General features: G+C 73.7%; 7 protein-coding genes. 2 read left to right on the top strand and 5 right to left on the bottom strand.

Annotated features, from left to right (window positions below; translation table 11 throughout):
- Positions 1–204: 204 nt before the first annotated feature.
- The 3 genes from MET2598_RS0121250 to MET2598_RS0121240 form a co-directional block, all read right to left on the bottom strand.
- The gene (locus tag MET2598_RS0121250) at positions 205–2,265 is read right to left on the bottom strand and encodes a 2Fe-2S iron-sulfur cluster-binding protein (RefSeq protein WP_026190855.1); all 2,061 of its coding nucleotides are present in this window, start codon (positions 2,263–2,265) and stop codon (positions 205–207) included.
- Between the two features lie 58 nt (positions 2,266–2,323).
- Positions 2,324–2,941 (bottom strand): glutathione S-transferase family protein, encoded by a 618-nt coding sequence (locus MET2598_RS0121245; protein WP_012331280.1) that lies wholly within the window; start codon positions 2,939–2,941, stop codon positions 2,324–2,326.
- 160 nt (positions 2,942–3,101) lie between these two features.
- Complete coding sequence (locus MET2598_RS0121240) at positions 3,102–3,755, bottom strand: TetR/AcrR family transcriptional regulator (RefSeq protein WP_018262271.1); 654 nt, start codon at positions 3,753–3,755, stop codon at positions 3,102–3,104.
- A gap of 89 nt (positions 3,756–3,844) precedes the next feature.
- Here MET2598_RS0121240 and MET2598_RS0121235 point away from each other — a divergent pair, with 89 nt between their 5' ends.
- Positions 3,845–5,131, top strand: coding sequence for an efflux RND transporter periplasmic adaptor subunit (locus tag MET2598_RS0121235; protein ID WP_018262270.1), 1,287 nt, complete (start codon positions 3,845–3,847; stop codon positions 5,129–5,131).
- Positions 5,132–5,330: 199 nt separating this feature from the next.
- Positions 5,331–8,522 (top strand): efflux RND transporter permease subunit, encoded by a 3,192-nt coding sequence (locus MET2598_RS0121230; protein WP_012331283.1) that lies wholly within the window; start codon positions 5,331–5,333, stop codon positions 8,520–8,522.
- Positions 8,523–10,284: 1,762 nt separating this feature from the next.
- On the opposite strand, the gene MET2598_RS0121210 is transcribed toward MET2598_RS0121230, so the two are convergent.
- Positions 10,285–12,501, bottom strand: a complete 2,217-nt coding sequence (locus MET2598_RS0121210) for a hypothetical protein (protein ID WP_018262266.1) — start codon at positions 12,499–12,501, stop codon at positions 10,285–10,287.
- Positions 12,498–13,286 carry an RNA polymerase sigma factor gene (locus tag MET2598_RS0121205; protein WP_018262265.1) on the bottom strand — a complete coding sequence of 263 codons (789 nt, stop codon included), beginning with the start codon at positions 13,284–13,286 and terminating at the stop codon, positions 12,498–12,500. The genes MET2598_RS0121210 and MET2598_RS0121205 overlap by 4 nt, the downstream gene beginning before the upstream one ends.
- Positions 13,287–13,288 lie beyond the last annotated feature (2 nt).

The raw sequence follows: 13,288 nt of genomic DNA, 5'->3' as shown, positions 1-13,288 counted from the left end.
CTCGCTCCCGCCTGCCGGACGCTCCCGCCGGGCGCGCGCCGCCCGCGTCCCCGCCCGCGCCGCGGGATCGCGCCGGGATGGTAGGATACGCGGGAGGACGGCGTCACCTCACCCGCCGGGGGCGGTCGGCTCCGGCGGTCCGCCCCGGCGATCGTCGGCGGATCGGGGGAGGGAGGGCGGAAGGGCCGCGCGGGGCGCGCCTCGTCAGAGCGCGAGCCGGATCCGCTCCGCGCCCTCGGCCGGCACCGCCGAGCAGATCAGCACCTCGTCCCGCGCGACGGGCGCGCCCGGCTCCCTGAGATGGGTCACCGTTCCGGCCAGGAGCTTGGTCCGGCAGGTGCCGCAGCTCCCCTGCCGGCAGCCGAAGGCGGGACTGAGACCTCGGGCCTCCGCCAGGTCGAGCAGGCTGCCCGAATCCGGGGTCCAGCGCGCCTCCTTGGCGGACTCGGCGAAGATCACCGGAACGGGCGCGGCCGAGGCGGGCGGGCGCGGCGGAGCGGCGGGCGCGGCCGGTGCCGTCCGGACCAGCGAGGAGGGACCGAACGCCTCCGCGTGGATCCGCGCGTCGGCGACGCGGGCGGCGCGCAACCCGTCGTAGAGCGCCTGGACGAAGCCCGGCGGCCCGCAGAGGAAGAAATCGGCGTCGCCGAAGGCGAGGAAGCGCCGCAGGAGGGCGATGTCGATCCGGCCCGCGGCCTCGTAGTCGACGCCCTCCCGGGCCCCGTCGGGGTCGCCGAGCACGCGCACGATCGGCACGGCGCCCCGCGCTGCCTCGGCGAGGTCGGCCAGCTCCCGGTCGAAGGGGCGGTCGGCCTTCGTGCGGGCGGCGTGGACGAGCGTGGTCGGGCGGGTGCTCCGGGTGCGCAGCCCCTCGTAGACGACGTGCCGCAGCATCGCCAGGAGCGGCGTGATCCCGATGCCGCCGGCCAGCATGACCGCCGGCCGCGGCGCGCGGGCGTCGATGGTGAAGCCGCCGCGCGGCGCGCCCGCCTCGATGGCGTCGCCGACCCGGATCGCGTCGTGCAGGTGGCGCGACACCGCGCCGTCCCGCTTGACGCTGATGCGGTAGACCGCGTCCGAGGGCGCGACCGACAGCGTGTAGGTCCGCAGGCTCGCCCGGTCCGACCCGGGCAGCGTCACGCGGATCGGCAGGTGCTGCCCCGCGCGATGCGGGATGAGCCCGGCCCCGTCGCCCGGAACCAAGTGGAACGAGCGGATCGCGCGGCTCTCCTCGACGATCCTCGTCACCCTGAACGGGCGCCAGCGGGCCGCGCGCTCGGCCGCGCGGAGGCGGTCGGCGGCCTCGCGCCAGTCGCCGGTCATCAGGGAGTTGGGCGACCAGCCCTCCGGCCGGAAGGACCAGCGCAGCGGGAGAGCCTCCCGCCTGCGCACGACCCGGCGGGGCCGGAAGGTCCACAGGCGCTCGGCGCCCTGAAAGGCCGCGATCTCGGGCGAGTCCAGGATCACCTCGGCCTCGCCGGTCATCTGCAGCAGGTCGCCCGTCTCGAAATCGGCGAAGACCAGCCCCGCCCTGCCGTTGAGGAGGATGTTGCCGAGCGTGGCGAAGAACAGGTTGCCGGCGAAGTCAGGCACCGTGAGCGTGCCGTCCGCGGCGACGCGGACGAAGCCGGCCTTGCCGCCGCGATGCGAGACGTCGACCTGGCGGCCGGCCTCGCGCTCCGCGTAGGATGCCACGAAGAACGTGTCCGCCGCCGCGATCAGGCGGCGCGCCGGGGCGTCGAGCGCGGCGCTCTCCTCGACGATGCCGGGGGACGGCGCGCGCGGGTCGCGCACGAAGGCGGCGTCGCGCAGCTGGATGTACTGGGGGCAGTTGCCGAAGCTCTGGTCGACCGCGACGCTTAGGCCGCCCGCCGAGGCGCGCAGGACGCCGTTCGCGCGGTTGCGGCGGCGGGTGTGGAGCTCGATGCCGAGCAGGCCGACCGGCTCGCCCTCCCGCATCCCCGCGCTCGCCGGATCGGCGGCATCGCCCCCCGCATCGATGGTGAGGAGGCGGGGCGTGGGCGAGGCGATGAAGCCGGGCCGTCCGGCCAGGAGCGTGGCCCATGCCTCCCCCCGCCCGTCGACGCTGCCCAGGACCACGAAGGGGATCTGGGCGAAGAAGGCGCGGTGCTGGTCGGGCATGGCGTCCCGCACCACGCGCCGGCCCACCTCCTCCATGTGCGCGGCGACGCCGACCCGCTCCTGGATCGCCTTCTCGCCGGGGTGCCAGGTCGGCACCTGCGTCACGGCTCGAACCCCAGCCATGGCCTCGTCCTCCGATCCGGTTCCGCCGGGCGCCCTCGGGCGCGCCCGCACCCGCGGGTCACGCCGCCGCGGAGGTGCCGACGGGCGTCTCGGCGAAGGGGACGAAGCCCGGCAGGGCCTCGACCCGGCGCAGGAAGGCCGCGACGGCGGGGTAGCCGGACAGGTCGACATTCCCCTCGGGGGCGCGGGCCACGTAGCTGTAGAGCGCGACGTCCGCGATGGTCGGGCCCGCGCCGACGAGCCAGTCGCGGCCGGCCAGATGGGTGTCGAGCCGGCGCAGGAGCGTGTGGGCCCGGCCGATCACCTCCTCGGGATCGCGCTTCGCCCCGAAGACCGTGATGAGCCGCGCTGCCGCGGGGCCGTAGGCCAGCTCGCCCGCCGCCACCGACAGCCAGCGCTGGACGGCGGCCTCGCCGCGCGGGTCCGCGGGCAGCCAGTCGGTCCGGCCGAGCTTGCGCGCGACGTAGACCAGGATCGCGTTGGAATCGGCCACGACCACGCCGTCATCCACCAGCACCGGCACCTGCCCGAACGGGTTGAGCGCCAGGAATTCCGGGGTCTTGTGGGCGCCGGCCCTCAGGTCGACCTCGATCAACTCGTGCGGCGCGCCCACGAGCGAGAGGAACAGGCGCGCCCGGTGCGCGTGGCCCGACAGGGGATGGTGGTAGAGCTTCATGATCGTCCTCGCCGCGGCGGCCGGGCCGTCCCCGGGCCGCCCGCGGAGGATGGCGAGGTCCCCGCGCGGCGAGAATGAGCGCTCTCGACAGTTCATCGTTCCGGATGCCGGAACAATCCGCGCGGCCGGTGCGGCGCGCCGGTCCTCGCGGGCGCGACGGTCAGCGGCGGGGCGTCGGTTGCTCCGCGGCGTCGCTCGCCGGGCCGGCCGCCGGCGCGGCGAGCGTATCCCGCGCGAAGGCCCCGAGCGAGACGCGCGCGACCTGCCGCAGCGCCTCGCGGTCGGCGCCCGACGACGCCAGGACGCCCATGCCCGAGGCCACCGTCGAGAGGAAGCGCGCCAGCGCCGCCGGGTCGGCCTCCCGCGGCAGGTCGCCGTCCTGCCTCGCCCGCACGAACCGCTCGCGAAGCTCCGCCTCGGTCTGGGCGCGCCGCGACGCCAGTTCGAACGGGATGTTCTCCGACCCGGCCCCGCAGGCGAGCCCGCCCTGGACCAGCAGGCAGCCGGGGGGATTGGCCGGGTCCGTGTGGCTCTCGGCGATGCTGCCCAGGAAGCGCTCGGCCACGTCGCGCGCCGTCGGGGCGGCCAGGACGTACCGCATGTGCTCGGAGCGTCTCTGCGCGTAGCGGTCGAGGGCGGCCTTCAGCAGGCCCTCCTTGCTGCCGAAGGCCGCGTAGAGGCTCGGCGGCTTGATGCCCATCGCCCTGGTCAGCATGGCGAGGCTCGCGCCGTCGTAGCCGTGGCGCCAGAACACCTCCATCGCCTCGTCCAGGGCCTTGTCCGTGTCGAAGGACCGGGGCCGCCCCATCGCCATCGTCCGCCATCTCCGCGTTTTTGTAACGAGTGGTAAATAAGTCGCTTGACGCCCGGCGTCCACGCCGACATGTGTAGCGAACCATACAGATGTCGGAGTCGGTCGTGACCCCTCAGCGTGACGCCTCCCCTTCCGCTTCCCCTGCCCGCTCCTCCCGCTCTCGTCTCCGCCCCGGCCTCGCGGCCGGCCTCCTGCTCGCGCTGCTGGCGGGCGCATCCTACCACGTCGCGTCGCCGGCGCTGCTGCGCGGGACCCGGGCCGTCGCGGCGACGCCGCCCGCCGAGCAGGCCGCGCCGGCCGCCGTCGCCGCCGTCGAACCGCGCGAGATCCGCCTCTGGGACGAGTTCTCGGGGCGCCTGGAGGCCGTCGACCGCATCGACGTGAGGGCGCGGGTCGGCGGCGCGGTCCAGGCCACCCACTTCGTCGAGGGCGAGATGGTCAAGGCCGGGGACCTCCTGGTGACGATCGACCCCGCGCCCTACGCGGCCGAGGTGCAGCGCCTGGAGGCTCAAGCGGCCGGCGCCGAGGCGCGCCTCGCCCTGACGGCGAGCGACTTCGCGCGCGGGCAGCGCCTGTCGGACCAGCGCATCGTCACGGCGCGCGACCTCGACGTCCGGGCCAACGCGTTCAAGGAGGCGAAGGCGAGCCTGGAGGCCGCGAGGGCGGCGCTTCAGGCGGCGCGCCTCAATCTCGACTACACGGAGGTCCGGGCGGCCGTGGCCGGCCGCGTCGGGCGCCGCGAGATCACGCCCGGCAACCTCGTGGCGACCGGGGCGGGCGCCGCCGTGCTGACGACCCTCGTCTCGGTCGATCCGATCGACGCGAGCTTCGACGCGGACGAGGCCACCGTCCTGCGGGCGCTGGCCTCGATCGCCGAGCCGTCGAGCGGGCGCGGCAAGCTCGCGCGCGTTCCGGTCGAGATGGTCACGGCCGATGGCGGCCGCGCCAGGGGCCACCTCCAGTTCATCGACAACAGGGTCGACGCGCGCAGCGGGACGATCCGCGTCCGCGCGCGCTTCGCCAACCGGGACGGCCGCCTGATGCCCGGGCAGTTCGCGCGCATCCGGCTCGGGCAGGCCGTGCCCGAGACGCTCCTGCTCGTGGACGAGCGGGCGGTCGGCACCGACCAGGACAAGAAGTTCGTCCTGGTGGTGGGCGCGGATGGCCGGGCCGCTCTCCGGGCGATCACCCTCGGCCGGGCCGTCGACGGCCTGCGGGTCGTGACCTCCGGCCTCGCCGCCGGCGAGCGCATCGTGGTCAATGGGCTGCAGCGCATCCGGCCCGGCACGCTCGTCAGCGCCACTCCGGTGACCATGGGCGCGCGGTCGCCCTCGCAGGACGGACCGTCCGCTCCGGGCAAGCTCGCGCAGCGCTGAGCAGGTTCGCGCAGCGCTGAGCAGGTTCGCGCAGCGCTGAGCAGGTTCGCGCAGCGCTGAGCAGGTTCGCGCAGCGCTGAGCAGGCGCGCGGCGCAGGCGCCTCCCCGGTCCCCGCCCGGCCCAATCCCCGACAAGGCCCTCACGGCGGCCGTCCGCGGCCGCGTCTTCCCGCGATCGTCCTCGCCCCCGGAGGGCGCCATGAACCTCTCCAAGTTCTTCATCGACCGCCCGATCTTCGCGGGCGTGCTCTCCGTGCTCATCTTCATCGCGGGCCTGCTCTCGCTCCTCGCGATGCCGATTTCCGAGTATCCGGACGTGGTACCCCCCTCCGTGGTGGTCCGCGCGACCTTCCCGGGCGCCAATCCGAAGGTCATCGCCGAGACCGTCGCGACGCCGATCGAGGAGCAGATCAACGGCGTCGAGGGCATGCTCTACATGTCGAGCCAAGCCACGACGGACGGCATCATGACGCTGACCGTCACCTTCCGGCTCGGCACCGACCCCGACAAGGCCCAGCAGCTGGTCCAGAACCGCGTCGCGCAGGCCGAGCCGCGCCTGCCGGCCGTCGTGCGCCAGCTCGGCATCGTCACGGTGAAGAGTTCGCCCGACCTAACCATGGTCGTGCACCTCCTGTCGCCGGACGGCCGCTACGACATGACCTACCTGCGCAACTACGCCGTCCTGAACATCAGGGACCGCCTGGCCCGCCTCGACGGCGTCGGGCAGGTGCAGCTGTTCGGGTCCGGCGACTACGCGATGCGCATCTGGCTCGACCCCCAGAAGGTCGCCGAGCACGGCCTCTCGGCCGGCGACGTCGTGCGCGAGATCCAGGCCCAGAACGTGGAGGCGGCGGCCGGCGTGATCGGCGCGTCGCCGGCCGTTCCCGGCCTGGACCTGCAGCTCTCGCTGAACGCGCAGGGCCGCCTGACCAGCGAGGAGCAGTTCGGCGACATCGTCGTCAAGACCGGGCCGGACGGCGAGATCACGCGCCTGCGCGACCTCGCGCGGATCGAACTCGGCGCCGCCGACTACGCCCTGCGCTCGCTCCTCGACAACAAGTCCGCGGTCGCGATCCCGATCTCCCAATCGCCGGGCTCGAACGCGATCCGGATTTCGGACGAGGTCCGCCGCACCATGGCGGAGATCAAGACGACCATGCCGGAGGGCGTCGATTACCGGATCGTCTACGACCCGACGCAGTTCGTGCGCGCCTCGATCGAGGCGGTCATCCACACGCTGCTGGAGGCGGTCGCCCTCGTGGTGCTCGTCGTGATCCTGTTCCTGCAGACCTGGCGGGCCTCGATCATCCCGCTGCTGGCCGTGCCGGTCTCCATCGTCGGCACCTTCGCGGTGATGCACGCCTTCGGCTTCTCGATCAACGCGCTGAGCCTGTTCGGCCTGGTCCTCGCCATCGGCATCGTCGTCGACGACGCCATCGTGGTGGTCGAGAACGTCGAGCGGAACATCGAGAGCGGGCTGGCGCCGCGGGAGGCCAGCCACCGCGCCATGCGCGAGGTCTCGGGCCCGATCATCGCCATCGCCCTCGTCCTCGTCGCGGTGTTCGTGCCGCTGGCCTTCATCAGCGGCCTGACGGGCCAGTTCTACAAGCAGTTCGCCCTGACCATCGCGATCTCGACGGTGATCTCGGCGGTGAATTCCCTGACCCTCTCGCCGGCCCTCTCGGCGCTCCTGCTGAAGGATCACGGCGCGCCCAAGGACCGGCTGACCCGGATCCTGGACGGGCTGCTCGGCTGGTTCTTCCGGCGGTTCAACCGAGCCTTCGGGACGGCGTCCGCCGGCTACGGGCGCGGGGTCGGCCTCGTCGTCTCGCGCAAGGCGGCGATGATGGTCCTCTACCTCGTGCTCGTCGGCGCGACCGCGCTCCTGTTCCGCCAGATCCCCGGCGGCTTCGTGCCGGCCCAGGACAAGCAGTACCTCGTCGGCTTCGCGCAACTGCCCGACGGCGCGACCCTCGACCGGACCGAGGAGGTGATCCGCCGCATGAGCGAGATCGCCCTCAGGGAGCCCGGCGTCGAGAGCGCCGTCGCGTTCCCGGGCCTCTCGATCAACGGCTTCACCAACAGCGCGAATTCCGGGATCGTGTTCTCGACCCTGACCCCGTTCGAGCAGCGCCGGGACCCCGCGCTGAGCGGGGCGGCCATCGCGCGATCGCTGAATGCGAAGTACGCCGCGATCCCCGAGGCGTTCATCGCGATGTTCCCGCCGCCGCCCGTCAACGGGCTCGGCACGATCGGCGGGTTCAAGCTCCAGATCGAGGATCGGGCCGGCCTCGGCTACGAGGCCCTCAACGAGGCCACCCAGGCCTTCATGGCCAGGGCCGCCCAGGCTCCGGAACTCGCCGGCCTGTTCTCGAGCTTCCAGATGAACGTGCCGCAGCTCTTCGCGGACATCGACCGCACGAAGGCGCGTCAGCTCGGCATCCCGGTGACGGACGTGTTCGACACGCTGCAGATCTATCTCGGATCGCTCTACGTGAACGACTTCAACAGGTTCGGCCGGACCTACTCGGTCCGCGTGCAGGCCGACGCGCCCTTCCGCGCTCGCCAGGACGATGTCGGCCTGCTGAAGGTGCGCGCCGCCTCGGGCGAGATGGTGCCGCTCTCGGCCCTGCTCCGCGTCCGGCAGACCGCCGGCCCGGAGCGGGCCATGCGCTACAACGGCTTCCTGTCCGCCGACATCAACGCGGGCGCGGCCCCCGGCTCCTCGTCGGGGCAGGCCCAGGCGGCGGCGGCGCGCATCGCGGCCGAGACCCTGCCGCGGGGCTTCGCCTTCGAGTGGACCGACCTCACCTACCAGGAATTCATCGCCGGCAATTCGGGAGTCTGGGTGTTCCCGCTCGCGCTGCTCCTGGTGTTCCTGGTGCTGGCCGCGCAGTACGAGAGCCTCGCCCTGCCGCTGGCGATCCTCCTGATCGTGCCGATGGGCCTGCTCGCGGCCATGGTCGGCGTGTGGCTCTCGGCGGGGGACAACAACGTCTTCACGCAGATCGGCCTGATCGTGCTGGTCGGCCTCTCGGCCAAGAACGCCATCCTGATCGTGGAATTCGCCCGCGAGCTGGAACTCGCCGGTCGCTCCCCGCGCCGGGCGGCGATCGAGGCGAGCCGCCTGCGGCTGCGCCCGATCCTGATGACCTCGATGGCCTTCATCATGGGCGTCCTGCCCCTCGTCACCGCGACCGGGGCCGGCTCGGAGATGCGCAGCGCCATGGGCGTCGCGGTCTTCTCCGGGATGATCGGCGTGACGGCGTTCGGGCTCTTCCTGACGCCCGTGTTCTACGTGCTGTTGCGCGGCCTCGGCGGCAACAGGCCGCTCAGGCACCATGGCGGCGCGTCCGTCGCGCCGCGCGACGACCTCGTCGAGGCCGCCTGAGCGGAATTGCCCCATGCGATTCTGCTCAGGCTCTTGGTCCCGGATCATTCGCCGCAGCGGTCACCGCTGCGGCGAATGATGGGCAGCCGACGCCCGGCTCCCCGGGCCGGATCCGGCCACGTCACCGTCGGAATCGCGCGCGTCCGTCCCGATGCGCGGCCCTCCGCTCGCCCGGAGGGTGTCCGGGGAGCCCTGCAACGACGGGCCCCCACGATCGCTTCGCAGCATCACCAGGCCCGAATGCTGCGGATTCCTCCCCGGTGCGCCGACACGCCCCGTCCGGAGCGGTCACGCCGAGGTCGATTTCTCCGATTCCCCCCTCAGGCTGTTGAGCCTGCGAAGCATGTTCCTGATATGCTGGCGGATCTTATCGGCCCTCTCGGCCACGGCCCCGCCCTCACTCTGCGTGGCAGACGCGAACGTGCTTGGCATTTGCTTCGTCCTTGAAGAAGAGGAGCACACCCGCCGCGTGGGCACGAAACCGCCAAGCCTCGATGCAGCGCGCCCGCCCGCCGAGGGATCCGCGGCGGCCCGAGGGATCCGCGGCGGCGCGTCGATCCATTGCCGAGTCCGTCCCACCACCCCTCTCGGCCGACCTCCCGCCACCCGCGGGGACCTGTCCAAGCGGAGATCGCGGGACCGAGCCGGCTCCCGGATCCTCCGCGCCGGTGCGTCCGCCTCGGCGCGGCCACCGGGTTTGCCGCCCTTCCCGCCGGGCAGGGCGTCCTGACACTTGGCATGCCCTGACGCTTGGCATGCAGTATTCCTGGCACGCGGTCTTACGGTGTACCGAGTCATCGATCGGGCACATACGTTGGGGTAGTGAACTGATTCAGTTCGATATTTCTAGATCGTGTGTTGGTCGCACGAGAGGCAGTGCCGACTTGCTGACTGCGGACGTTCCATGGGACCCGATCCCGAACCTCCCAGGCAAGTCACAATCGCTTCAGATTGCCCGAATGTGTCGCACCACGACTATACAGCAAACCATATACACCACGAATCCGGGTTGGACAACACCCCATCATGTCGCCCCGCCCAACACACGGCCGTTGCTTTACTGCTTGGCTGTGCCTTGCAGGCGGCGCGACGGACCCGATCGCGAGCGCATCGCGCCGGCAGCGCACCATTCGGCCGATGGCGTCCTGGGGCACGGTGCCGCGGGTGGTGCCGATGGACCGCGGCGACGGCGCATCGCGCCCAGGCTCGGCTTCGCGCACCCGCACCCTCTCACCGCGATCGCGGTAACAGCCGCCGAACCGGTTCGGCGGGCTCCGAGGCGGGCTCGCGCCCGGGCGTGCGCGGCCGCACACGGGCGGGTCTCGCCACCGGCACTCAGGGTCACGGCGCGCGGGACGCGCCGCGACACCGGAGACGATCGATGACCGAGACCCGCCCCCTCGCCGCCCTGGCGCCCGTGATCGGCACGCTGGCGGCCTTCTTCGGCCTCATGGCCGTCGCGTTCGGCGCCTGACCCCCCGACCCGGAGAAGCCCCATGCGCCGCCTCGCCGCCCTCGCCCTCGCCCTGTCCCTCGGGACGCCCGCCCTGGCCGAGATCGACCCGGGCTCCCGGCCGGCCTCACGCCCGCCCGCGCTCAGCCGGCCGGTGGTCCGGCACGTGACCTCGCTCGACACGACCAAGCCGGACGGTGCGGCCCTCGACGCGCGGCGCCGGCACGCGGCCCGATCTCGACCGCCGCAGCCGGGACCTCGCCCGCCTGATCGCCACCGCGATCTGCCGCGGCTGCTGAGCCGCCCGGGTCAGGGCCTCGCGTCGAGAACCTGCCGGTCCGCGGGGCCCGTCCGGTCGATCATGCGCGGGGAGGATTCCGTGATGTCATCCATCACGAGCTGGCTCATCGCGCAGATGAAGGAGGACAGCCGGTAGCCGTCGTGGCGCGACAGGGCGTTGTCGAAGGCGCGCACGTTCCAGAACGGGTCGTTGGCAAGCGTGATCGGCGCGATGCCGGTCAGGGGCAGGCCGTGCAGGAAGCGCGCCGCCGGACGGCCCGCGGCGCGCTCGGGTGCGTCGGGCGGGCCGGGATCCTCGCTGTCCCAGAATGCCCCGTGCCGGTCCCGCCGCCGGGCGCGCGCCCGCGTCAGCCAGCCGTCGCTGCGCGGGCAGTCGATCGCCGCGTCGGCGAGCGTGGCGTAGGGATGGTGGCGCTCGACGCCCGCCTCCTGCAGGCCGAGCAGCTCGTGGGTGGTGCCGAAGGGCGCGGCCGAGGGCTGCGCGTCCGCGAGCACGCCGGCCGCCGGCCGCGGCGGATCGAGGTTGCCGATCGTGTGGGATTCCTCCCTCAGGCTCACCTGGAACGGGAAGGTCTCGGCCAGGACCGAGAGGGCTCGCAGCGGCAGCGTGAGGAGCCGGTCGAGGATCCCGGCGGGCCTGGGCGGGGCGCAGCTCATCCCCCGCGGCGGGCGGCCCTCGAAGCGGGCGGCGAGGCGGTCGAGGAACCCGGCGCCCGGGCGGAAATCGAGCTTGAAGACCGGGAAGAGGTCGTGCGTCGCCCAGTCGTAGTCGACGCCGGACTGGAACATCGTGTCGGTACTCGCCAGCCTCTGGCGGATGCGCCGCCGCGCGGCCTCGAACCCGTCCTCAAGGTCGAGGCCGATCCAGGCGCAGTCCCCCGGCCGCAAGCCGCCCGCCGGGAAGGCGAGGGCGGCGGTGACGGACACCATCACGGGGCGCTGCTCGGGCGGGAAGAAGCCGGTGTCGCGGGCGACCTCGGCCGCCGGCGTGTGCTCGTCGGGGTGGAGCGCGATGCGCTGCCAGACCGCGCGCTGGATCGCCGTCCACTTGCTCGCTTCCGAGGCCGGGTTGATCAGCAGGACGAGGTTGCCGAGGACCGGCGGCATCACCTCGCCGAAGCGGTGCCGCGCCACCGCCTTCAGCACGTCGTCCCGGAGACCGGTCGCCAGCATGTTGCCGCCGAGGCTGTGCCCCGCGACGACGAGGCGGTTGTCGCGCTCGCGGCCGTCCGGGCGCGGCGCGGCGAGCACCGATTCGATCGCGCGCAGGGCCGAGATCGCCGCCGGGGCAATCGCCTCGCTGACGGGCTTGCGGTCGAACAGGGTGGCGCCGGCCGAGAGGCCGCCGAAGGCGCCGCCGAGTGCGTCCCCGAACAGGCGCCGCAGGCCCCGCTCGTCCACGCGCGCGCCGCGCCAGCCGACGTAGATGCCGGTGACCTTGGTCTCGCACGCCCTCGGATCGCTCGGGCAGCGCTGCTGCAGGAAGCGGGCGGCGTGCGCGGCGTAGAGCCGGAGGTCGGCCACGTTCCGGTCGCCGATGCGCGCGTCGTGCCGCCAGCCGTGCACGAAGACCAGGACGTAGTGCGACCCGGTCGAGAGGTGGCGCACGAGCGCGTCGAGCTGGGTGATCACCGGCCGGATGCCGGCGGCGCGCCCGCCGCGCGCGATCATCTGGGCCTCCACGGCCCGGCTGAGCATGGCGGTCGTGCTCTCGACATCGTCGTCGCCGGCGCCCCCCGACACGAGCGCGTAGGGCTCGCCGTCCTCCTGGAATTCCAGGAAGCCCAGCGTGTAGTCGATCGCCGCGGCGCCCGGCCGCTCGGCCGGGATGACGTGGCGCTGCAGGGCGCAGCGGAAGCGGGTGCCCCAGCGCGGGTCGGCGGCGATCGCGGCGTCCTCGTCGTTGCTGGCGTCGCGCCACCCGCCGTCGTCGATGGCGGCCGGCCCGATCAGCCCCCGCCCGGTCTCCGCCAGGATGGTCCAGCCCTGGCCGAGCCCCTCGCGGCACTCGGGGACGGACGGGTCGAGGTTGCGGTAGGCCGCGGCCTTCGGCGTCGAGAGGACGACGTAGTTCACGAAGAACAGGCCGAGGACCAGGAGGATCGCGGTGGCCAGGGCCGCCAGGGCGGCCCGCAGGAGCCGCAGGTAGCCGCGCCAGAGCGGGGCGAGGCGGGAGCGGACCGCCGCGCCCGGTCCCGGCGGAGGGTTCGGCGATCGGCGCGTCACCGCCTGGATCTCCGGTCCGAGGGAGCGCGGGCGGGCGCGGCGAGCGCCGGACGGAGAGCTGCCGGGACGGGCATGTCGTTCCCCCTTCGTGATGGTGCGCCGACGGCCCAGGATGCGGACGCACCGGGCCGGCGATCAATCGCGACGCTTCGGCGCTGCGCCGGCAGGGTCCCGGAGCCCGCGCCCTCCCCCTCTCCCTCCCGCTCCCCCTCCCCGTCCCCCGACAGCATCGCCCGCAGGGTCCGGAGGGCGCGGTGGAGGTTGACCTTCAGCGAGCCCTTGCTGCGCCCCGTCCCGGCCGCCGCCTCGGCGAGGGAGCGCTCCCGCACCACGAGCTGCTCGACCGCCAGCCTCTGCGCGCCGGGCAGCGCCTCGATCGCCCGGGCGAGGCGGGAGTGCCGCTCGCGCCCCGCGAGCCGGTCGAGGGCGAGCGGCGCGGGGTCGGCGGCGCCCTCGAGGGCCAGGGGCGCGTGCACCTCCGCGACCCGGCGGGCGGAGCGTCGCAGGTGGTCGACGCTCCGGCGCTGGGCGAGGGCGCGCAGCCACGGCAGGAACGGGCGGTCCGGGTCGTAGGTGGCGCGGGCCCGGTGCAGCGTGAGGAGCGTCTCCTGCACGATGTCGTCCACCGCGGAGGCAGGGACGCCCTGGGCCCGCGCCACGGCCGCGATGACCGGCACGCAGTCGCGCAGCAGGGTTCGATAGGCGCGGGCGTCGCCGCCCTGCGCGGCGGCCATCGCGGCCGCGAGCCGGGTTTCCTCCGGCAGGGGGGAGGCCGTGCGCGACATGG

Source organism: Methylobacterium sp. WSM2598 (assembly GCF_000379105.1).
GTDB lineage: Bacteria > Pseudomonadota > Alphaproteobacteria > Rhizobiales > Beijerinckiaceae > Methylobacterium.
The sequence above is the reverse complement of the archived record's forward strand: the minus strand, read 5'-3'. Positions and strand labels throughout refer to the sequence as shown.